This is a genomic window from Amycolatopsis dendrobii, from assembly GCF_014145675.1.
In the GTDB taxonomy this organism is placed as follows: domain Bacteria; phylum Actinomycetota; class Actinomycetes; order Mycobacteriales; family Pseudonocardiaceae; genus Amycolatopsis; species Amycolatopsis dendrobii.
Genome location: NZ_JACGZW010000012.1, coordinates 26,181 through 46,652, shown reverse-complemented (window position 1 = coordinate 46,652; position 20,472 = coordinate 26,181). Strand labels below are relative to the sequence as shown.

The 20,472-nt window shown below is 70.7% G+C and carries 19 protein-coding genes; 12 read left to right on the top strand and 7 right to left on the bottom strand.

The window, feature by feature from the left end; translation table 11 throughout:
• The first annotated feature begins 29 nt into the window (after positions 1 to 29).
• A complete protein-coding gene (fabI, locus tag H4281_RS32785) occupies positions 30 to 797 on the top strand; it encodes an enoyl-ACP reductase FabI (protein ID WP_182894730.1) in 768 nt (255 codons plus the stop codon).
• A 51-nt stretch (positions 798 to 848) separates the two neighbouring features.
• Here the strand turns inward: fabI and H4281_RS32780 are convergent, their stop codons facing one another.
• Both H4281_RS32780 and H4281_RS32775 read right to left on the bottom strand, forming a co-directional pair.
• Entirely contained in the window at positions 849 to 2,018 is a 1,170-nt protein-coding gene (locus H4281_RS32780) for a Cmx/CmrA family chloramphenicol efflux MFS transporter (RefSeq protein ID WP_182894729.1), read from the bottom strand.
• A 608-nt stretch (positions 2,019 to 2,626) separates the two neighbouring features.
• On the bottom strand, positions 2,627 to 3,211 hold the full coding sequence (locus H4281_RS32775) for a TetR/AcrR family transcriptional regulator (protein ID WP_182894728.1): 585 nt from the start codon (positions 3,209 to 3,211) through the stop codon (positions 2,627 to 2,629).
• Positions 3,212 to 3,298: 87 nt separating this feature from the next.
• On the opposite strand from H4281_RS32775, the gene H4281_RS32770 reads away from it, so the two are divergent.
• Entirely contained in the window at positions 3,299 to 4,342 is a 1,044-nt protein-coding gene (locus H4281_RS32770) for a ferrochelatase (RefSeq protein WP_182894944.1), read from the top strand.
• Positions 4,343 to 4,521: 179 nt separating this feature from the next.
• On the opposite strand, the gene H4281_RS32765 is transcribed toward H4281_RS32770, so the two are convergent.
• The gene (locus tag H4281_RS32765) at positions 4,522 to 5,319 is read right to left on the bottom strand and encodes an Rv1486c family protein (protein WP_182894727.1); all 798 of its coding nucleotides are present in this window, start codon (positions 5,317 to 5,319) and stop codon (positions 4,522 to 4,524) included.
• Positions 5,320 to 5,419: 100 nt separating this feature from the next.
• On the opposite strand from H4281_RS32765, the gene H4281_RS32760 reads away from it, so the two are divergent.
• Both H4281_RS32760 and H4281_RS32755 read left to right on the top strand, forming a co-directional pair.
• A complete protein-coding gene (locus H4281_RS32760) occupies positions 5,420 to 6,817 on the top strand; it encodes an ATP-binding protein (RefSeq protein ID WP_182894726.1) in 1,398 nt (465 codons plus the stop codon).
• Positions 6,817 to 8,775, top strand: a complete 1,959-nt coding sequence (locus H4281_RS32755) for a vWA domain-containing protein (protein ID WP_182894725.1) — start codon at positions 6,817 to 6,819, stop codon at positions 8,773 to 8,775. Before H4281_RS32760 ends, H4281_RS32755 begins: the two co-directional genes overlap by 1 nt.
• Before the next feature lie 70 nt (positions 8,776 to 8,845).
• Here H4281_RS32755 and H4281_RS32750 read toward each other — a convergent pair whose 3' ends face one another.
• Entirely contained in the window at positions 8,846 to 10,159 is a 1,314-nt protein-coding gene (locus H4281_RS32750) for a cytochrome P450 (protein ID WP_182894943.1), read from the bottom strand.
• Between the two features lie 117 nt (positions 10,160 to 10,276).
• Here H4281_RS32750 and H4281_RS32745 point away from each other — a divergent pair, with 117 nt between their 5' ends.
• Positions 10,277 to 11,041, top strand: a complete 765-nt coding sequence (locus H4281_RS32745) for a MerR family transcriptional regulator (RefSeq protein WP_182894724.1) — start codon at positions 10,277 to 10,279, stop codon at positions 11,039 to 11,041.
• Between the two features lie 81 nt (positions 11,042 to 11,122).
• Positions 11,123 to 12,361 carry a cysteine--1-D-myo-inosityl 2-amino-2-deoxy-alpha-D-glucopyranoside ligase gene (mshC, locus tag H4281_RS32740; protein ID WP_182894723.1) on the top strand — a complete coding sequence of 413 codons (1,239 nt, stop codon included), beginning with the start codon at positions 11,123 to 11,125 and terminating at the stop codon, positions 12,359 to 12,361.
• 71 nt (positions 12,362 to 12,432) lie between these two features.
• On the opposite strand, the gene H4281_RS32735 is transcribed toward mshC, so the two are convergent.
• Positions 12,433 to 14,058 (bottom strand): ABC-F family ATP-binding cassette domain-containing protein, encoded by a 1,626-nt coding sequence (locus H4281_RS32735; RefSeq protein ID WP_182894722.1) that lies wholly within the window; start codon positions 14,056 to 14,058, stop codon positions 12,433 to 12,435.
• A 488-nt stretch (positions 14,059 to 14,546) separates the two neighbouring features.
• Here H4281_RS32735 and H4281_RS32730 point away from each other — a divergent pair, with 488 nt between their 5' ends.
• The 4 genes from H4281_RS32730 (at position 14,547) to H4281_RS32715 (ending at position 17,831) form a co-directional block, all read left to right on the top strand.
• Positions 14,547 to 15,116 carry a dienelactone hydrolase family protein gene (locus tag H4281_RS32730; RefSeq protein ID WP_182894721.1) on the top strand — a complete coding sequence of 190 codons (570 nt, stop codon included), beginning with the start codon at positions 14,547 to 14,549 and terminating at the stop codon, positions 15,114 to 15,116.
• Positions 15,117 to 15,199: 83 nt separating this feature from the next.
• Positions 15,200 to 15,784, top strand: coding sequence for a winged helix-turn-helix domain-containing protein (locus H4281_RS32725; protein ID WP_182894720.1), 585 nt, complete (start codon positions 15,200 to 15,202; stop codon positions 15,782 to 15,784).
• The gene (locus H4281_RS32720; RefSeq protein ID WP_182894719.1) at positions 15,781 to 17,037 is read left to right on the top strand and encodes an MFS transporter; all 1,257 of its coding nucleotides are present in this window, start codon (positions 15,781 to 15,783) and stop codon (positions 17,035 to 17,037) included. The genes H4281_RS32725 and H4281_RS32720 overlap by 4 nt, the downstream gene beginning before the upstream one ends.
• Positions 17,001 to 17,831, top strand: coding sequence for a metallophosphoesterase family protein (locus H4281_RS32715; protein WP_182894718.1), 831 nt, complete (start codon positions 17,001 to 17,003; stop codon positions 17,829 to 17,831). Before H4281_RS32720 ends, H4281_RS32715 begins: the two co-directional genes overlap by 37 nt.
• 45 nt (positions 17,832 to 17,876) lie before the next feature.
• On the opposite strand, the gene H4281_RS32710 is transcribed toward H4281_RS32715, so the two are convergent.
• Entirely contained in the window at positions 17,877 to 18,146 is a 270-nt protein-coding gene (locus H4281_RS32710) for a hypothetical protein (protein WP_182894717.1), read from the bottom strand.
• Between the two features lie 231 nt (positions 18,147 to 18,377).
• Entirely contained in the window at positions 18,378 to 19,289 is a 912-nt protein-coding gene (locus H4281_RS32705; protein ID WP_182894716.1) for a PAC2 family protein, read from the bottom strand.
• Between the two features lie 151 nt (positions 19,290 to 19,440).
• Here H4281_RS32705 and H4281_RS32700 point away from each other — a divergent pair, with 151 nt between their 5' ends.
• Positions 19,441 to 20,127 (top strand): HAD family hydrolase, encoded by a 687-nt coding sequence (locus tag H4281_RS32700; protein ID WP_312872219.1) that lies wholly within the window; start codon positions 19,441 to 19,443, stop codon positions 20,125 to 20,127.
• A 64-nt stretch (positions 20,128 to 20,191) separates the two neighbouring features.
• A complete protein-coding gene (locus tag H4281_RS32695) occupies positions 20,192 to 20,455 on the top strand; it encodes a phosphoribosyl-ATP diphosphatase (protein ID WP_027927607.1) in 264 nt (87 codons plus the stop codon).
• Positions 20,456 to 20,472 lie beyond the last annotated feature (17 nt).

Sequence of the window (20,472 nt, the reverse complement as noted above, 5' to 3'; positions counted from 1 at the left end):
AGAAGAACACCCACGACCTGGAGGACGTGTTGCCCGGATTGCTCGAAGGCAAGCGGCTGCTGATCACCGGCGTCATCACCGACGCCTCGCTGGCGTTCCACGCGGCCCGCATCGCCCAGCAGGAGGGCGCGAAGGTCGTGCTCACCGGCTTCGGACGGCTGTCGCTGGTGGAGCGCATCGCCAAGCGGCTGCCGGAGCCCGCCCCGGTGCTGGAACTGGACGTCACGAACTCCGAGCACCTCGACTCCCTCGCCGACCGCGTCCGCGAGCACGTCGACGGCCTCGACGGCGTGCTGCACTCGATCGGCTTCGCGCCGCAGAGCTGCCTCGGCGCGCCGTTCCTGGACGCCCCCAGCGACGACGTGAAGGTCGCGGTCGACGTCTCGGCGTTCTCGTTCAAGTCGCTCGCGGTCGCGACGCTGCCGCTGCTCGGCCGCGGCGCTTCGATCGTCGGCATGGACTTCGACGCGCGCGTCGCGTGGCCGGTCTACAACTGGATGGGCGTCGCGAAGGCCGCGCTGGAGTCGGTGAACCGCTACCTGGCCAAGGAACTCGGCCCGCGGGGCATCCGGGTCAACCTGGTCAGCGCCGGCCCGATGAAGACGATGGCCGCGAAGTCGATCCCCGGCTTCGGCGAGCTCGAAGGCGGCTGGGACGGCCGCGCGCCGCTCGGCTGGGATTCCGCGGATCCGGAGCCGACCGCCAAGACGGTGTGCGCCGTGCTGTCGGACTGGCTGCCTGCCACCACCGGGTCGATGATCATGGTCGACGGCGGGGTGCACGCGCTCGGGATCTGATCTCGTTCGTGGAACGGCCCCGCGGGAATGCTCCCGCGGGGCCGTTTTCTTCTACGCCGTCACCAGTTGCGGCGTCGTGTCGCGCTGGTGCAGGCGCAGTGCGAGGGTGAGGGCGGCCAGCGCGAGCGCCCCGAGCGCGACGCTCACCCACGCCACACTGGAGAAGCCCATTCCCGCGCTGATCGTCGTCCCGCCAAGCCACGGGCCGAGCGTGTTCCCGACGTTGAACGCGGACGTCGTGCTCGCGCCGACGAGTGTCGAGGTGCCGCCTGCCGCGGCGTATGCGCGCACGTTGAGCGCCGGGTTCGCCGCGAATCCAGCCGCGCCGAGGACGAGCACGGCGGTCACTGCTACGACTGGGTTGGTGGCGAAGGCGAGCGCGACCAGGGCGGCGAGGGCGATGCCGAGGCTGCCGTAAAGCGTCGCGAACGGGTACGTGTCAGCGAGCTTGCCGCCGGCGAAAATCCCGATCACCGCGCCGCCGCCGAACAGCGCGAGCACCACCGGCACGCCGGATTCGGGCAGTCCCGCGACGGAGACCAGCAGGGGGGCCAAGTAGCTGAACGTCGCGAAGACCATCGCTTGCAGCAAGGCGATCACGCTCAGGGCGAGCCACAACCGGCTGCGGCGGAACACCCGCAGTTCTTCGGCGATCCTCGGTGCTCCGGTTCCCTTGGCGGTGCGCGGAACTGACAGCAGAACGGCGATGGCGGCGACGACGGTCAGCGCGGCGACCGCCCAGAACGCGCTCCGCCAGCCCGCGTGCTGCCCGAGCAGTGTGCCCGCCGGGACGCCGACGACGTTCGCGACCGTGAGGCCGCCGACCAGCACTGCGAGCGCCTGCCCACGTCGGGCTTCCGGTACGAGATTGACGGTGGTCGCGGCGGCTACGGCCCAGAATCCGGCGCAGGCGACCGCGCTGATGACACGAGTGGCGAACAGGACGGCGTAGCCGTCGGAAAGTGCGCCGATGACGTGTGCCGTGCTGAAGACGACCAGGAGCCCGAGCAGCAAGGTCCGCCGGGGGAGGCGGAACGTGCCTATTGCGAGCAGCGGTGCGCCGACGACCATGCCGATGGCGAAGGCGGAGATCAGGAGGCCTGCGTCTGGGATGGTCACGCCTAGGTCAATGGCCATTCCGGGGAGGAGGCCGGTGATCATGAACTCGGAGGTGCCCAGCGCGAAGATGCTGAGCCCGAGGACGAAGACGGCTAGGGGCACGGGGGTTCTCTCTTTCTGAAACCGTCAGTACAAAATGAGGGCAAGGTGGTGCGGCGTCGCCGTTGGCGCTGCTGGGGGCTGGGGTTACGGCTCGTCGCCTGGGGGCGACCTTGCCGTGGGGTGGTTGCGTGGGGCACCCCGTTAGCTCATTGTGCTGACGGTTCGGGGGTGCTTGTCAAGGCGGGAAAGATGCCTTGACAAGCACCCCCGAACCGCAGGGCGGCTTCGTATCGGGGTGCGGGGGCGGTGTGGGTGCCTCGCTGGGTGGGTGTGGCGGTGCGGTTCGTGTCTTGGTGGGTGGGTTCTCGCCCGCGGCGGTGCGGTCGGGTGTCTGGATGGGTGGGTGCGGGTTGGGTGGCTCGATCGTTGGGCGGGGCGGTGCGGTTGGGTGTCTCGATGGGCGGGCGGCGGCGGTTTGCGGCGGGCTAGCGCCCCAAAGTGGCATTGGGTGCGTCAGGCGCACCGAACGCCGCATTGGGTGCGTGCGACGCACCGAACGCCGCATTGGGTGCGTGCGACGCACCGAACGCCGCATTGGGTGCGTGCGATGCACCGAACGCCGCATTGGGTGCGTGCGATGCGCCCAATGCGGCATTGGGGCGGCCGGGTCAGCGGCGGGCGACTGCGCTCGTTGCTAGCTCCGCTACTGACGTCAGCGCTTTCCGTTCTGCTCCGCGGCGGGACATCGTGCGGATTCCGGAGATGGTGGCGTGGATGAAGTTCGCGATGTCGGCGGCGTCGCGGTCGCGGGTGACGCTGCCGTCTGCCTGGCCGGTGCGGGCGAAGTGCGCCAACGCTCCCAGGTGCGCTTCGGTGTCCGCGTCCACCTGGGCGGCCACCTCCGGATCAGTGGTGCCGAACTCGGCGATGGTGTTCACCATCAGACAGCCGCGTCTGCCGTTTTCCAGTTCGTCGTCGATCGTCGAGGCGAGCAGCAGGCGGATGGCGCCTAGCCCGTCCGGGGCGTTGTCCAGCAGGGTTTCCCGCAACCGGATGCCGCGGTGCGAGTAGTGGCCTAGTACGCGCCGGAACAGTTCATGCTTGCTGGAAAACGTGTTGTAGATACTGCTGCGGCCGAGCCCGGTGGCGGCGCACAGTTCCTCGGTCGAGGTCGCTTCGTACCCGCGCGCCCAGAAGGCGTTCATGGCGCCTTCCAGCGCTTCGGTCTCGTCGAACTCTCGTGGCCTCGGCATGTCCGCCACGCTAACACATTTTGGATAGGTCAGTACACAACCGGGCCGCCGAGGCGTGCGGAGCGCCACAGGGGCAGGATGAGCACCGTGGGTTACGACGCGTTGCTATGGCTTTCGTTCGGCGGTCCGGAAGGGCCCGACGAGGTGATGCCGTTCCTGGAGAACGTCACCCGGGGCCGGGGCGTGCCGCGTGAGCGGCTGCTCGAGGTCGCCGAGCACTACCAGCACTTCGGCGGGGTTTCGCCGATCAACCGGCTCAACCGCGCCGCGATCGCGGCGGTCGAGAAGCAGCTCGCGGCGGAGAGCATCGAGCTGCCGGTGCACTTCGGCAACCGCAACTGGGCGCCGATGGTCGAGGACACCCTGGCCGGAATGAAGGACGCGGGCGTCCGTCGTGCCTTGGTGTTCCCGACGAGCGCGTACGGCGGCTACTCCGCGTGCCGCCAGTACGACGAGGACATCGAACGAGCCCGCACCGCCGTCGGCGACGACGCGCCGGAATTGGTGAAGCTGCGCCAGTTCTTCGACCACCCGCTGTTCGTCTCCGCAGTCGCCGACGCAGTCCGCGCCGCCCACGCGAAACTCGGCGACCGCCCCGGCGCCCGCACGGTTTTCACCGCGCACTCGATCCCGGAAAGCGCCGACCTGGCCTCCGGCCCGCCCTCCGAAGGCGGCCGCCGCTACTCGAACCAGATCGCCGAAGCCGCCCGTCTCGTGGCCGCCGAAGCCGGGATCGCCGAGTACGACGTCGTCTGGCAGTCGCGCTCGGGACCGCCGCAGATTCCGTGGCTGGAACCGGACATCGTCGACCACATCGACGCGCTGCACGCTCAGGGCGTGGATGCCGTAGTGGTCAGCCCGATCGGCTTCGTCGCGGACCACCTGGAAGTAATCTGGGACCTGGACAACGAAGCCGCCGAGCGCGCCGCCGAACACGGCATGGCCTTCGCCCGCGCCGCGACACCGGACGCCGACCCGAGGTTCGCCGAAATGGTGGTCGAGCTGGTCCGCGAACACCTGGCAGAGGCCCCCGCCCGGAAGCTGTCCCCGTTCCCGGCCGCAGGCTGCACCGTCAACGGCGCCCCCTGCGCAGTCGCCTGCTGCGAGCCACCTCGCCGCCCCACCCGCTGACCGGTCTTGGGGAACCCTGACTGACTCTGATTCCGTCGGGGTTCCCCTCATGACCCGCACCGGTTCGTGAGGGCCCCTCCCGCGCACCCCCGAACCGTCCGCACGATCAACCTTCAGGGCGCCCACGCAACCCAAAGCGGCCGACGTCGCCGCCAGGCGACGAGCCCGCGCGACAGGCGTCAAACCTGCCGATCCCCCTGCTCGGCAAACACCCGCACCGCCTCATTGACCGACGCCGTCCGAGCCCCCCGAACAGCCTCAGCCAACGGCCGCAACGCCTCAGCCCGCCGATTCACCGCCGAAGCCGACAACGCCCCGCCGGGATCGTCCGCCTGCGCCACAGCCAAAATCGCCGAAATCTCCTCTGCCCGCTGCAACACCCGCAACGCCCGCCCAGGCGTCCCGGCAGGCCACTCCACCTGAGGCCGAGCCCGCAAATGCGCCGACAACTCAGCCCGAACCCCAGGCCGATCACTCGCCACATCCAGCGCCTGCAACGCCCCGGCACTGGCCCGGATAGCGTCAGTCAACCCGTGTTCGGCATCCGGCAACGGCTGGTATTCCAGCGCGACCGGCGCGGGAAGCGAATGCACCGTCCAGCGCATCAACCCCTCGGCGATCGGCTCCGGCACCAACCCGAACGCAAGCCCGCCGAGCACCACAGCCTCGCCGCATCGCAGCGCCGCGTCAGCGAACGGCCCGCCGCCGCCAAGACCGCGCACATCGCCGGGCACCGGCAGCACCAACTGCGCACTCACTGCCCCCTGCGCCCGCAGAGCGAGCAGCAACTGCACGGGAGTAGCCGCCCGATGGAAGGCGAGCGGAAGATCGAACGCGTCCGCCGCGGCGGGATCGGCCGCGACCACATCGTGGGCCTCGGCCCAGTCCTGCAAGGCGTCGAGGACGTCGTCGGACGCCGCGGCCCCGTTCAGCCACGCGGAGGACCAGACGGCGAGGGTCGCACTGGGTCGGCACACGACTGCTCATTTTACCGGTTCCTCCCGGCTCCGCCGATCCCCGCCCGGCTGGAGCCGCTCCACATCGACGGATGCCGGAACGGTCAGTAGCGTCGAAGGGGTGAACGCTGTTCCCGACGCTCTTCCCCGTACTGCCGGCGAGCTCCGCGCCGCCGGATACGCCCCGCGCCCGATCGCGCGCGAGATCCACGACAACCTGCTCGCCGCGCTGCGCGAGGGCCGCGACGCCTGGCCCGGCATCGTCGGCTTCTCCCGCACCGTGCTGCCCCAGCTCGAACGCGCCCTGCTCGCCGGCCACGACGTCGTCCTGCTCGGCGAACGCGGCCAGGGCAAGACCCGCCTGCTGCGCACCCTGGCCGGTCTCCTCGACGAGTGGACCCCGGTCATCGAGGGCTCCGAACTGGGCGAACACCCGCTCGACCCGATCACGCCCGCCTCGATCCGCCGCGCCGCCGAACTCGGCGACGACCTTCCGGTGGCCTGGCGGCACCGCAGCGAGCGCTACACCGAAAAGCTGGCCACGCCGGACACGAGCGTGGGCGACCTGATCGGCGACGTCGACCCGGTGAAGGTGGCCGAGGGCCGCAGCCTCGGCGACCCGGAGACCATCCACTTCGGACTCGTGCCGCGCGCGCACCGCGGCATCGTCGCGATCAACGAACTGCCCGACCTCGCGGAGCGGATCCAGGTCGCGCTGCTGAACGTCATGGAGGAACGCGACATCCAGGTCCGCGGCTACACGCTGCGGCTTCCCTTGGACGTCCTCCTCGTCGCGACCGCGAATCCCGAGGACTACACCAACCGCGGCCGGATCATCACGCCGCTGAAGGACCGCTTCGGCGCGGAAATCCGCACGCACTACCCGCTGGACGTGGACTCCGAGGTCGCCGTCGTGCGCCAGGAAGCGAACCTCGTCGCGGAGGTCGGCGAGCCGCTGCTGGAGGTGCTGGCCCGGTTCGTGCGCAACCTGCGCGAATCGCCGGTGATCGACCAGCGTTCCGGCGTGTCCGCCCGGTTCGCGGTGGCGGCGGCCGAAACCGTCGCGGCAGCGGCGCTGCGCCGGGCGGCGGTGACGGGGGAGGACCCGGCAGTCGCGCGTCCGGTCGACCTCGAAGCCGTGCCCGCCGTGCTGCGCGGCAAGGTCGAGTTCGAGCCCGGCGAGGAAGGCCGCGAGGTCGAGCACCTCGTGCACCTGATGCGCCGCGCGATCGCGGAAACCGCCCGCGAACGGTTCGCCGGGCTGGACCTGCGCCCGCTGTCCGACGCGGTCGCGGACGGCCACCTGGTCGCCACCGGCGAGCGCGTCCCCGGCTCGGAAGTCCTTGCCGCACTGCCGGAACTGCCGGTGCTGCACGAGGTCGCCCAGCGAGCCGGAGTCTCCGCGGACGAGCCGGCGGGCCGGATCGCGGCGGCGGTCGAACTGGCCCTGGAGTCGCTGTTCCTCGCGCGCAGGCTGGCGAAGGACTCCGACGACGGCACGACGGTGTACGGCGAATAATGCCGCTCTTACCGGAGGGATATTCCTACGGCCCGTGGCACGACGGGCCGGATCCGCTGGCCCCGCCCGCGGACCTGCGGGACGCGCTGGACGAGATCGGCCGCGAGGTCATGGGCGGCTCGTCCCCGCGGTCGGCGCTGGAGGAATTGCTGCGCCGCGGCACCGAACGCACTGCGGGCCTCGACGAGCTGACCCGGCAGCTGTGGCAGCGGCGTTCGCAAATCCAGCGGCGGCACCGGCTGGACGGCACGCTCCAGGAAGTCCAGCAGCTGCTGCAGGAAGCACTCCAAGCCGAGCGCCGGGAACTGTTCCCGGACCCCGGCGACGAGGCCCGCTTCCGCGAAGCTCAGCTGGACGCCCTGCCGCCCGGCACCGCCGCTGCCGTGCGCGAGCTGAACGAGTACGAGTGGCGTTCGGGCGAAGCCCGGCAGAAGTACGAGCAGATCCGCGACCTCCTCGGCCGCGAGATGCTGGACGCGCGGTTCCAGGGCATGAAACAGGCCATGCAGAACGCCGGTCCGCAGGACGTCGAGCGGATCAACCAGATGCTCGGCGACCTCAACGCGCTGCTGTCCGCGCACGCCCAGGGCGCGAGCGACATCGGCGAACGCTTCAGCGAGTTCATGCGGCGGCACGGCGAGTTCTTCCCGGAGAACCCGCAGAACGTCGACGAGCTGATCGACGTACTGGCCGCCCGTTCCGCCGCCGCGCAGCGGATGCTGAACTCGATGTCCGAGGAACAACGCGCCGAATTGGCCGAGCTGGCGCAGCAAGCTTTCGGCGACCCGAGGCTCGCGCAGCAACTGTCCGCTTTGGACTCCCAGCTGCGTGCGCTGCGGCCGGGAGAGGACTGGACGTCGTCCTCGCGCTTCCGCGGCCAAGACCCGCTGGGGCTTGGCGAAGGCGCGCAGGCGATGGCGGACCTGGCGGAACTGGACGCCCTCGCCGAGCAACTGGGCCAGTCGTATCCGGGCGCACGCTTGGAAGACATCGACCTGGAGGCGCTGGAGCGTCAACTCGGCCCGGACGCGGGCGTCGACGCTCGTCGGCTGTCCGAACTGGAGCGAGAGCTGCGCCAGCAGGGTCTGTTCGAGCGCGCGGCGGACGGCACTTTGCGATTGTCTCCCAAGGCATTGCGCCGGCTGGGGGAGACCGCGCTGTCCGATGTGGTCAATTCGCTGCGCGGCAAAACCGGGGAGCGCGAGACCGAATCCGCCGGTGCGGCAGGCGAACCGACCGGTTCCAGCCGTCCGTGGCGGTTCGGTGACATGCAGCCCTGGGACGTCCCGCGCACGGTGCGCAACGCCGTGCTGCGCTCCACCGCGGCCGGTGCGGGGAGTGTTCGGCTCGATGTCGAGGACGTCGAGGTCATCGAGACCGAACACCGCTCGCGAGCCGCGGTCGCGCTGCTGGTCGACACGTCGTGGTCGATGGTCCAGGAGGGCCGCTGGCTGCCGATGAAACGCACCGCGCTGGCCCTGCACCAGCTGATCAGCACCAGATTCCGCAACGACGCCCTGCAGCTGATCACCTTCGGCCGCTACGCGATGCCCGTGGAACTGCCGGAACTGGTCGGACTGGAAGGCACCTGGGAGCAAGGCACCAACGCCCACCACGCGCTGCTGCTGGCCGGACGCCACCTGCGGCGTCATCCGGATGCCCAGCCGGTGGTCCTCATGGTCACCGACGGCGAACCCACCGCTCACCTCGAACCTGACGGCGAGGCGGAATTCTCCTACCCGCCCGAACCGGCGACCATCTACAAGACACTGTCCGAAGTGGACAGGATCGCCAAACTGGGCGCGTCCGTCACGGTCTTCCGGCTGGGCGACGACCCGCGCCTGGAAGCCTTCGTGGACACCATCGCCCGCCGCTCCGGCGGCCGGGTCGTGGCCCCGGACCTGGACGGCCTGGGCGCGGCGGTAGTAGGCGACTACCTCCGCACCCGCCGCCGCTGACCCGATCTGCAAAGGTCCGTGCAGGACTCCTTGAGGGAATCAGATTCCCTCAAGGAGTCCTGCACGGACTTCAGCGGCGGTGCACCAGGATCCGCGCACCGTCGCCGGGAACGAGCGTGATGTGCCGGGTCTTGACCCGCTCCGGGCGCGGGCTGGGCGCGCTGACCCGGTACCGCGTGAACAGCTCCCGCAGCACGATCGTCGCCTCCAGCAACGAGAATCCCGCCCCCAGACAGCGTCGCGCGCCGCCGCCGAACGGGAACCAGCTGCCCGTGGGCGGACCGCTGCCGAGGAACCGCGTCGGGTCGAACACCTCCGGCGACGGATGGTGCTCCGAGTCCGCGTGAATCATCGAAATCGACGGCAGCACCATGTACCCGGCCGGAACCGTGTAGGGCCCGACCTGGACGTCCTTCGTGAGCTTCCGCGACACCTCGGAGATGATCGGCCGCAGCCGCATCGCCTCTTTCGCCACTGCTTCGAGGTACTTCTCGTCGCCCTCGTCAGCGGCGCGGGCGGCCGCCGCGGCGGTCACCGGATCCCGGGCCAGCTCGTGCAAGGCCCAAGCCAGCGCGGTCGCCGTGGTCTCGTGACCGGCCAGCAGCAACGTGATCAGCTGGTCGCGCAACTCGAGGTCGCTGAGCTGGTCGTCGCCGGGCACGGTCAGCAGCCGGGACAGCACATCGGTCCGCTCCGCCAGATCCGGTGCCGCGCGCCGCTCCGCGATCTCCGCGTACAGCAGCTGATCGACCCGTTCCTGCCGCTCCCGATTCCGCCGCCACGGCCCGAACTTCTGCAGAGCCGGACTGTGCCACCCGAACAGATCGAGCGCGCTGATGTCGATGACCTGCTCCAGCGCCACGCGCAGCTCCGCCAGCCGAGGCCCGTCGGTCACTCCGAAGACGACCCGCAGGATCACTTCCAGCGTCAGCGCCCGCATCCGGTCGTGCACCCGGAACGCCCGGCCCTGCGGCCATCGCTCCAGCTCCGCGACGGTCAGCTCGGCGACCATGTCGCGATACCCGCGCATGGCCGCGCCGTTGAACGCGGGCATCAGCAATTTCCGCGCCCTGCGGTGCTCCTCCTCGTCGGTGAGCAGCACCGAATGCTCGCCCAGCATGGGTTTGAGCACCATGTTCCCCTCGCCGGCGTGGAACGTTTCGACCGGACCGGCGAAGATCTCGCGCACCAGGTCGAGGTCGCCGACCAGCACCACCGAACGCTCCGGGTACAGCTTCAGCCGCACGACGTCCCCGTAGCGCCGTCGCAGCAGCGGCAGCAGGGAATTGCGGAAAGCGCCGAAAAGGACGGTTTGGACGGCGAGAGGGAGACGCGGGCCGGGCGGAAGTGCGGAATGGGCGCGGACGGGCGTGCGCAGAGCCATGCTTCGTTCGTACTCGCGCTCGAACGCGGTGTCCACCACACTTGACCCTCACGCGACGTGAGGCGTGATCGTGGTTTCTCGCAAGGGCCGTTCGGCCGAAGAAACGGGGGGAGAGCAATGGGCTACCGGGTGGGCGAGGTGGCGGCGCTGGCCGGCGTCACCGTGCGCACGCTGCACCACTACGACGAGATCGGCCTGCTGTCGCCGAGCGGGCGGACGGCGTCCGGCTACCGGCGCTACGACGGCGAGGATCTCGACCGGCTGCAGCGGATCCTGCTCTACCGGGAGCTGGGCTTTCCCCTGGAGACGATCGCGTCCGTGCTCGCGGAACCGGGGACTGACGCCGACGCCCACCTGAAACGGCAGCGGGAGCTGCTGGTGGCGCAGGCGGACCGGATCGAGCGCATGGTCGCGGCCGTCGATCGATTGCTGGAGGCGAGAGCCATGGGCAACGCGTTGACGCCCGAGGAGAAGTTCGAAGTGTTCGGCGGGTTCCAGGTGCCGGAAGGCTACTCGGAGGAGGCTGTCCGGCGATGGGGGAGCTGCCCGGAGTGGCAGCAGACGCAGCTGCCGGAGACCAAGCAGGAGTGGGCGGAGGCGGAGCGGCAGCGGAAGGACTGGGTGCGCCGCCTGGTCGCGCTGGTCGACGAAGGCGTGCCCGCGGACAGTCCGGCGGCGGGTGAGCTCGCCGAGGAGCACCGCGCGATGCTGTCGGCGGTGATGGGGGAGTGCGGGTACGAGATGCAGCAGCGGATCGCGGACCTGTACGAGAAGGAGCCCGCGCAGCTGGCGTTCCTCGTCCGGGAAGACGAGCAGCGGCCCGGCATCGGGGCGTACGTGGGTGCGGCCGTCCGGGCGAACGCGGCCCGGCAGCGGGCCTGACCGCTCCGGTGGGAGGGACACCACAGCCGTCCCTCCCACCGGGTGGGATAGCGGACGGACGTCACGCTTACAGTCGGAGGTATGCAGACTTGGTCCTCCGTCGCCGTGCCCCGGCTGCCCGGCACGCCCCGCCCCCTCCGGCTCCACGACACCGCGACCGGGCAGGTCCGCCCGACGGCGCCCGGAGCCGCTGCCCGGATGTACGTCTGCGGCATCACCCCCTACGACGCCACCCACCTCGGCCACGCCGCCACCTACCTCGCGTTCGACCTGGTCAACCGGGTGTGGCGGGACAACGGGCACGAGGTGCACTACGTCCAGAACGTCACCGACATCGACGAGCCGCTGCTGGAGCGCGCGGAACGCGATTCGGACGACTGGATCGTGCTCGGCATGCGCGAAACGGCGCTGTTCCGCGAGGACATGGAGGCGCTGCGGGTGCTGCCGCCGCGCCAGTTCGTCGGAGCCGTCGAGGCGATCCCGGAGATCGTCGAGGTCATCGCGAAGCTGCTCGCGGACGGCAGCGCCTACCGCGCGGACGACGCCGAGTTCCCGGACGTCTACTTCGACCACAACGCGACCGGCCGGTTCGGCTACGAGTCGAACTACGACGCCGAGACCATGGCGAAGTTCTTCGCCGAACGCGGCGGCGACCCGGACCGTCCCGGCAAGCGGCATCCGCTGGACGCGCTGCTGTGGCGCGTCGCGCGCGAGGGCGAGCCGTCGTGGGAGTCGGAACTGGGTGCCGGACGGCCGGGCTGGCACATCGAATGCAGCGCGATCGCGGTGAACCGCCTCGGGCTCGGTTTCGACGTCCAGGGCGGCGGTTCCGACCTGATCTTCCCGCACCACGAGTACAGCGCCGCGCACGCCGAGGCCGTCGCCGCCGATCACCCGTTCGCCCGGCACTACGTGCACGCCGGGATGATCGGGCTCGACGGCGAGAAGATGTCGAAGTCCCGCGGCAACCTCGTCTTCGTGTCGCGGCTGCGCGCCGACGGCGTCGACCCGGCGGCGATCCGGCTCGCGCTGTTCGCCGGGCACTACCGCGAGGACCGGGCGTGGACCGATCAGCTGCTGGTCGACGCGCAGGAGCGGCTGGCCCGCTGGCGCGAAGCCGTCGCGCTGCCCGCCGGGCCCGACGCGGCGGACACCGTGGCGCGGCTGCGCGACCATCTCTCCGACGACCTGAACACGCCGAAGGCCCTCACTGCGATCGACGCGTGGGTCACGTCGGCACTGCGCCGCGACGGCACTGACCAGGCCGCTCCGGGTCTGATCAAGGAGGCCGTGGACGCGTTGCTGGGCATCGTTCTCTGAGCCTTTCGACGGCGGGGCAGCGGCCGGAACCCGCTCCGGACACCGCCCCGCCGACTTAACTGTATAACGACCTATACATCCTGGCGTCGGCCGTCCGCCAATGCCAGGTGGTCGCCCTCCCAGCGACGGCGCAACCACCGGTCATGCGAAGCAAGGACGACCGCGCCCGGCGCGCTGTCGAGCGCTTCGGACAGTTCCTCGGCAAGGCTGAGCGACAGGTGGTTGGTGGGCTCGTCCAGCAGCAGCACGTCCGGCGGCTCCGCGAGCAGCACCGCCAGTGCCAACCGGCGACGCTGGCCCACCGAAAGCTCGCCGACCGGCCGGTCGTGTTCCCTCGGCGGCAGCAGGCCGAGCGTGGACAGCGAAGGAGCCGCTTCGCCGGCCGCGGCGCGGTACACCTCCCGCGCGGTCCGTTTCGGCCGGGCGAACCTGACGTCCTGCTCCAGCAACCCCACTCGCACACCAGGTCCGAAGTGGACAGTCCCGGCCGACGGCGTGAGCTGACCGGCCAGCACCGAGAGCAGCGTGGATTTGCCCGCTCCGTTGCCGCCGGTCACGAGAAGCCGCGCGCTGCGGTCCACGTCCAGCTCGTCCAGCTGCACGCGGCCCGGAATCGCGATGCCGCGCACCGACACCGCCGGGCCTTCGCCGCTGGTGTCCGCGGTGAGCGTGGCCCGGAACCGCAGTGGCGCAGGCGGTTTGCGGACTTGCTCGCGCTCCAGCGTGTCAAGCTTGAGCTGGGCGTTGCGGACGCGGCGGGATATCTGCTTCTGCACGCGACCGGTCTTGAAGTCGTAGAGCATCTTCGCGTTGTCCCGCGGCGCACGGTTGTGCGCGACGCGGCGCGCGGTGCCGTGCACGGATTCCCGCAGTTGCTTGAGTTCCTCCTGTTCTTCGGCGAACCGCTGTTCCCAGCGCGCCCGTTCGGCCTTTTTCTGGCCGAGGTAATCGGTGTAGCTGCCGCCGTAGCGTGTCGCGCCGCCGACGCGGCGGTCCGCCGGAACCGGGTCGAGGTCCACGATGTCCGTGCAGACCGCGTCGAGGAACACGCGATCGTGCGAGGACAGCACGACGACGCCGGTCAGCTCCGCGAGATGGCGTTCGAGGAATTCCATGGCGCTGTCGTCGAGGTGGTTGGTCGGTTCGTCGAGCAGCAGGATGCGCGGCCGCCGCACCAGCAGCGCGGCCAGCCCGAGCCGGGACCGCTGCCCGCCGGAGAGCGTGTGCAGCCGCCGGTCGTGCCGGATGTCGCCGAGCCCGAGACCGGCGAGGACGAGATCCGCGCGCCGGTCCGCGTCCCACAGGTCGTGGGCCTGCGCCCATTCCAGGACGTGGCCGTACTCGCTGAGCACCTCCGGGTCGTCGGGCCGCTCGGCGAGCACCGCGGCGAGCTTGTCGAGCGTCGCCGCGGCGGTGCGGATCTCGGCGAGCGCCTCGTCGAGAACGTCGGAAACCCTTGCGGTGCCGTCGAAAGGCAGCTCCTGGAAGAGAAAGCCGAGATCGCCGTGCCGCACGACGTCGCCGCCGCGGGGGACTTCGAGCCCGGCGAGCAGCCGGAGCAGGGTGGACTTCCCGACCCCGTTTTCGCCGACGAGACCGATCCGCCTCCCGGGCGACGCGACGAGCGAAACGCCGTTGAGGACAGTGCGGGCACCGTAGCCGAAAACGAGGTCGGAGGCGTGCAGGACAGTAGACATGGGCGATCACCGGGCCTTTGCGGAGGAAGCTAAATCCCCGACGGGCAACGCGCGGCTTCCCGGGAGCAGGGCTCGACCGGGAGCGGCCTCGATGCGGGGAGGGCTCGGTTCAGCTGTCCATGATGGCCGGGAGCATAACGCGGAGGCCGCGGGGGAGCGCAAACGATTTTTCGGGTGCCCGGTTCCCGCTGGTCAGGATTCTCGCGGCGGCAAGGCCGGAGAAGCGGTGGCGTAGATGCCGATCGCGCAGTCGCAGGCGGTTTCTCCGGGCCGGGCCAGCCGGATGAACCCCCGCGGCTCTCCCGTCTCGGGCGGTGCGGCGGATTCGCGTGCCGCGACGGGTGTCCGGTCGCCCTGGCCTGCTCGGGTTCGGGCAACGCCAGCCGATCGGCCAGTGTGCGGCCGGGCGGGCTGTTGGCTCTGGCCGAACCGGCTAGCGTTGCCGAACGTTCCAGGCAACTGCTTCGTTCGCTGAGGGGATTCCCGGCATGGCCGAGATCGTGCTGTACCACCACATCCAGGGCTTGACCGACGGCGTGCGCGGCTTCGCCGGCGAACTGCGCCGCGACGGGCACACCGTGCACACTCCCGATCTGTTCGAGGGCCGGACGTTCGCCAGCATCGAAGACGGCTTCGCTTTCGCCGGCGAGGCTGGCCTCGATCAGGTGCGGGAACGCGGGATCGCCGAGGCGGAGGCCCTGGGGCAGGAACTCGTGTACGCCGGGTTCTCCTTCGGCGTCACCGTCGCGCAGCGTCTCGCGCAGACCCGGCCGGGAGCGCGCGGCGCGCTGTTCTTCGACTCCTGCCTGCCGGTCAAGGAGTTCGGCACGGCGTGGCCGGAGGGGGTTCCGGTGCAGATCCACGGGAAGGAGAACGACGAGTTCTTCGAGGAGGACCTGCCGTCCGCTCGCGAACTCGTCGGCTCCGCCGCGAACGCGGAGTTGTTCGTCTACCCCGGAGACCAGCACCTCTTCGCCGACTCTTCGCTCGCCGCGTACGACCCCGAGGCCGCCGGAGCGCTCCTGGAGCGCGTGCGCTCCTTCCTCGCCTCGCTGTAGCCGGGCGGCTTGACGCCGGGGTGGCGGCCTGCAACTCTGAAAGAACTGTTTCGAAAGAAACCCTTCAGAGTTGGGACGGACCGATGGCTGACCTGCCCCCGCGCAAGCGGATCGACGACGTCGAACTGCTGCGGGCCCTCGCGCACCCGTTGCGGTCGGCGCTGGTGCACCACCTGATGGCAGTCGGCCCGTCGACGGCCAGCGAGTGCGCGGACGCGGTCGGCTCGACGGCGTCGAACTGCAGCTGGCATCTGCGCAAACTGGCGGAACACGGCCTGGTCGAGCGGGCCGAGGGCGGCGACGGGCGGGAGCGGCCGTGGCAGGCGTGCCAGGTCGGGCTGGTGCTCGGGGGTCCCGGCGGCGACCCGGCGCTCGAGGCGGCGCAACTGGCGGTCACGGGCACCGAACTGGCCGAGGAGCAGGAGCTGACCCAGCGGTACCTCGACACGGTCGAACAGCTCGACGAAGACTGGCGCGAGGCCGGCGGTTTCTTCTCCTACGGGCTGAATGCGACGCCTGCGGAAGTCAGCGCGTTGACCAAGGCGATCGACGACCTGATCCGGCCGTACGTCAGCACGATCCGCGAGGACGCGCCCGCCGGCGCTCGCGCGGTCTTCCTCGGGATGCGTGCCTTCCGCCGGATCGGGCACGACGGGAAACCGGCATGAGACGGCTGCTGGCCGCACCGGGATTCGCCCGGCTCTGGGTGTCGGCGTTCTTCGGCGAGACCGCGGAGTGGATGCTGCAGGTCGCGCTGCCGGTGTACCTGTTCGTCCGCACCGGCTCCGCGGTCACGACGGCGTTGAGCATCGTGCTCGGGCTGCTGCCCGCGGTGCTGCTGAGCCCGGTCGCGGGGATCGTCGCGGACCGGTGGGACCGCAGGGTCGTGTTGGCGGCGGTCTGCGCCGGGCAGGCGGTCGTGGTGCTGCCGTTGCTGGCCGGTTCCGAGCTGCCGGTCGCGGCGGTCTACGCGGTGATGGCGGCGCAAGCAGGGCTGGCCTCGGTGTTCGAGCCGGCGCGCAGTGCGCTGGTGCCGGAACTGGTCGGGGTCGAGGACGTCACCCCGGCGAACGGGCTGATGAGCGTGAACGGCAGCGTCGCGCGGCTCGCGGGCGGCTGGGCCGGGGGAGCGCTGCTGGGCTGGGGCGGGCTCGACCGCGTGGTCATCGGCTATCTCGCCGCGCTCGCGGTCGCGGGAATGCTGCTCGCTTTCCCCTTCCGCCGCGTGGCAGTGCGCGAGACCGCGCCCGAACAGGCGGATTGGCTCGCGGGCATCCGGGATCTGGCGGGCAAGCGGCTCCGGGCGACGAGCGTGTCGGCGCTGCTGACTTCGCTCGCGCAGGGCATGTTCCTGGTGCTGTTCGTGGTGTTCGTGCTCGACATCCTGCGCGGCAGCGAGGCCGACGCCGGGCTGTTGCGCGGCGTGCAGGCGATCGGCGGGCTGGCGGCCGGGTTCGCGGTGGCGACGCTGGCGCGCCGCGTCGCGCCGGTGCTGTTGCAGGGCTGGGGCCTGGTCGCCGCGGGGCTGATGTCGGTGGCGATCTGGAATCTGCCGGGCGCGACCACGGTGCTCGGGGTGTACGTCGGGCTGTTCATGGCGGTCGGCGCGCCCGCAGTCGTGGCCGGGGCCGGGCTGCTGTCGCACGTGCAGGCGGAGACCGGCCCGGACCGGGCGGGACGGGTGCTGAGCACGGTGTACGCGCTGATGGCCGCGGGCACGGCGGCCGGTTCGCTGCTGGCAGGCGCGCTCGTCGCGGTGATCGGGCCGACAGTGCTGCTGAACGTGCAGGCAAGCCTGCACGTGAGCGCCGGGCTGGTCGTTCTGGGGTGGGGGAATGGGCGGTTCCGGCGCTCCCGGGCACGGAAAGTCGTTACGGTGGACGAGTGCCGTCTCTCTTCGCCACCAGCGACCTCCACGTGACCCACGAGGGCAACGGCCCGATCGTCGACGAAATCGTGCCCGACGATCCCGGCGACTGGCTGCTCGTCGCGGGCGACGTCGCCGAGTCCGCCAAGGTCATCCGCGAGACGCTCGCGAGACTGCGCGAGCGGTTCGCGAAGGTCGTGTGGGTCCCGGGCAACCACGAACTGTGGACCACGCCGAACGACGAATGCCAGCTGCGCGGCCAGGCGCGCTACGAATTCCTCGTGGAGCAGTGCCGCGCCATCGACGTGCGCACGCCCGAGGACGAGTTCCCGGTGTGGGACTTCGGCCCGGAGCCGCTGACCGTCGCGCCCCTGTTCGTGTTCTACGACTACAGCTGGCGCACTCCGGCGACCGAGGGCAAGACCCGCGAAGAAGCGCTCGCGCACGCCCGCGAGATCGGCGTCGTGTGCACCGACGAGTACTACCTGCACCCGGACCCGTACGAATCGCGCGCGGCCTGGTGCGAGCAGCGCCTGAAAGTCAGCCGCGACCGGCTGGACGCGATCCCGGCGGACCGTCGCACGATCCTGATGTCGCATTGGCCGCTGCACCGGCATCCGACGAACCCGTTGTACTACCCCGATTTCGCGCTCTGGTGCGGCACCACGCAGACCGAGGACTGGCACCTGCGCTACCGGGCCGAGTTGGCCGTGTACGGGCACCTGCACATCCCGCGCACGACGTCCGCGGACGGCGTGCGGTTCGAGGAGGTCTCGCTCGGTTATCCGCGCGAATGGCGGAAGCGGGCGCGCGGCGCGGTTCCGGTGCGGAAGCTGCTCACCGCCTGAGCGCGACCGGCCTGCCCGCGCAGCCCGGTCGCGCCCCGCAGCGGATCAGTCGAACGAGAGCCGGCAAGCTGTCGCCGCGACCTGCGCGGGGACGTAGTCGCGGCGAAGAATCCAGTAGCATTCCTCGAACGAGCCTGCGTCGCACGCGTCGTGCGCGAGCCAGGGTTCGATGTCGTACTCGCCCACCGCGTAGTCCATGCAGGCGCCGAAACCATTCACCTTCGCCGGCGATACCGGTGCCGCCGACGCGGTCGCCGCCGACGCGGTGATCGCGCCCGCCGCGAGCACTGCCGCCGCTAGTGCCTTGCCGAACATTCTCGTACCTCCTGGTCCGCGCGACGTCGCTCGCGCCAGGCCAGTCAACGAGACGGGCTCGGGAGGGCACCAGAGCAGCGCGGCGCGATCAGTCGACGGCACGGGCGCCGTCATCCCGCCGGGCGGCTCGGGTGACGTTTCGTAGCCCGTTGATCACGATGCGTTCCCTCGCTCGTGGCGGTCGGAGCGAGGGTGGCGCCGGCGAGAACCGGCATCGCCGCGCACGAGGGGTCAGCGGAGGCCGAACCCGCCGTCCTGCCCTGGCCGCCGCCGGCGCAGGTAGCGTTCGAACTCGGCGGCGATCTTGTCGCCCGAGACCTCTTCCATGGTGAAATCCGTCTCGGCGTCGCCGCGTTCCTCGAGGCTGCGCACGTACTCGCTGATTTCCTCGTCCTCGTCGGCCATCTCGCTGACCGTCTGCTGCCACTCCTCGGCCTGCTCCGGCAGCGCGCCCAGCGGGATCTCGACGTCGAGGACGTCCTCCAGCTTGTGCAGCAGCGCCAGCGTGGCCTTCGGCGACGGCGGGTGCGAGACGTAGTGCGGGACCGCTGCCCAGATCGACACCGCGGGGATGCCCGCCTGCACGCAGTAGTCCTGGAGGATCCCGACGATCCCGGTCGGGCCCTGGTAGTTGTTCAGCTCCAGCCGGTACTTGCTCGCGGTGTCCTTGTCGTAGGCCGTCCCGGTGACCGGGACCGGCCGGGTGTGCGCGGTGTCGGCCAGCAGGGCGCCGAGCGCGACCACCATCGCCACGTCCAGTTCCTGGACGTGCTCCACGATCTCCGCGCAGAACTTCCGCCAGCGCATGTTCGGCTCCGGGCCCTGGACCAGCACCAGGTCCCGGTCGAAGCCATCGGGACGGCACACCGACAGCCGGGTGGTCGGCCATTCGACCCGCCGGGTGATGCCGTCGACCATCTTCACCGTGGGGCGGCTGACCTGGAAGTCGTAGTAGTCGTCCGGTTCGAGCTCGGCCAGCGGCGTCGCGTCCCAGGAAAGCTGGAGGTGTTCGATCGCCTGGCTGGCCGCGTCGCCCGCGTCGTTCCAGCCTTCGAAGGCCAGGATCATGATCGGGCGCTGGGCATCGGTGCGGTCCTGCTCCGGGTCGCCGGGCCGCGGGGTGTCGTCGACAGGCTCACTCACCTGACCAGCCTACGGCCTCCGGCACCTACCCTGCGCAGCGTGTCCGCCCCCGCGTGTCACGGCACGGGTGTGGCCCCGCTCACGGCGGTCCGCGTGGGACGCTGGAGGGGAAGGCGCCCGGCCGGGGCGCCGCACCGGACAAGGAGAAACTGTGACTGCACCGTCCTCTTCGGACGGACTGGCGGCTGTCCTCTGGGACATGGACGGCACCCTCGTCGATTCCGAGAAACTGTGGGACGTCGCGCTGTACGAGGCCGCCGAGGCGCTCGGCGGCACGCTTTCGGAGGAAGTCCGGATGACGCTCGTGGGGTCCAACATGGACGCCACCGCCACCGTGCTGCTGGAGCAGACCGGCCGCCCGGTCACCCCGGAAGCGGTCGCGGAGACGGGGGAGTGGATCCGCCGCCGCACCGCCGGGCTGTTCGACGACGCGCTGCCCTGGCGGCCGGGCGCGCGCGAGGCGCTGGCCGCGGTCCGCGCGGCCGGGCTCAAGTCCGCGCTGGTCACCTCCACCGAACGGGCGCTGACCGAACTCGCGCTCGACACGATCGGGCGGGATTTCTTCGACGTCACGGTCTGCGGCGACGAGGTCGACGGCCAGAACAAACCGCTCCCGCGGCCGTACCTGAAGGCCGCCGAGCTGCTGGGCGTGGCGCCGGAGCGGTGCGTCGCGGTGGAGGACTCGCCGCCGGGAGCCGAATCGGCCGAAACCGCTGGCTGCACCGTGCTCGTCGTGCCCAACGACGTCGACGTCCCGGACGGTCCGCGCCGGGTGTTCCGCACGTCGCTGGCCGGCGTCGGCGTGCCCGAACTGGCCGCGCTGCTGCCCCGGCTGTGACCTCGGCGGCTTCCGGGTCACCCGGAGCGGCGCGGACGAGCGCGGGATGAAAGGATTCGGCCCCGTGAAGACCTTCGATGAGCTGTTCGCGGAGCTTGCCGAGCGCGCGCGTACCCGTCCCGACGGGTCCGGCACCGTCGCCGCACTGGACGCCGGAGTGCACGCACAGGGCAAGAAGGTGCTCGAAGAGGCGGGCGAGGTGTGGATCGCCGCCGAGCACGAATCCGACGACCGGCTGTCGGAGGAGATCTCGCAACTGCTGTACCGGGTGCAGGTGCTCATGCTCGGCCGGGGGATCTCGACCGAGGACGTGTACCGCTACCTGTGACGCGCTCGCGCACCGGA

Excerpts from the sequence above, each read along its gene's own strand:
- H4281_RS32775 (WP_182894728.1), bottom strand. The coding sequence starts at position 3,211 with ATGCCGAGGCCACGAGAGTTCGACGAGACCGAAGCGCTGGAAGGCGCC.
- H4281_RS32755 (WP_182894725.1), top strand. The coding sequence starts at position 6,817 with ATGCCGCTCTTACCGGAGGGATATTCCTACGGCCCGTGGCACGACGGG.
- H4281_RS32750 (WP_182894943.1), bottom strand. The coding sequence starts at position 10,159 with ATGGCTCTGCGCACGCCCGTCCGCGCCCATTCCGCACTTCCGCCCGGC.
- H4281_RS32745 (WP_182894724.1), top strand. The coding sequence starts at position 10,277 with ATGGGCTACCGGGTGGGCGAGGTGGCGGCGCTGGCCGGCGTCACCGTG.
- mshC (WP_182894723.1), top strand. The coding sequence starts at position 11,123 with ATGCAGACTTGGTCCTCCGTCGCCGTGCCCCGGCTGCCCGGCACGCCC.
- H4281_RS32735 (WP_182894722.1), bottom strand. The coding sequence starts at position 14,058 with ATGTCTACTGTCCTGCACGCCTCCGACCTCGTTTTCGGCTACGGTGCC.
- H4281_RS32730 (WP_182894721.1), top strand. The coding sequence starts at position 14,547 with ATGGCCGAGATCGTGCTGTACCACCACATCCAGGGCTTGACCGACGGC.
- H4281_RS32725 (WP_182894720.1), top strand. The coding sequence starts at position 15,200 with ATGGCTGACCTGCCCCCGCGCAAGCGGATCGACGACGTCGAACTGCTG.
- H4281_RS32720 (WP_182894719.1), top strand. The coding sequence starts at position 15,781 with ATGAGACGGCTGCTGGCCGCACCGGGATTCGCCCGGCTCTGGGTGTCG.
- H4281_RS32710 (WP_182894717.1), bottom strand. The coding sequence starts at position 18,146 with ATGTTCGGCAAGGCACTAGCGGCGGCAGTGCTCGCGGCGGGCGCGATC.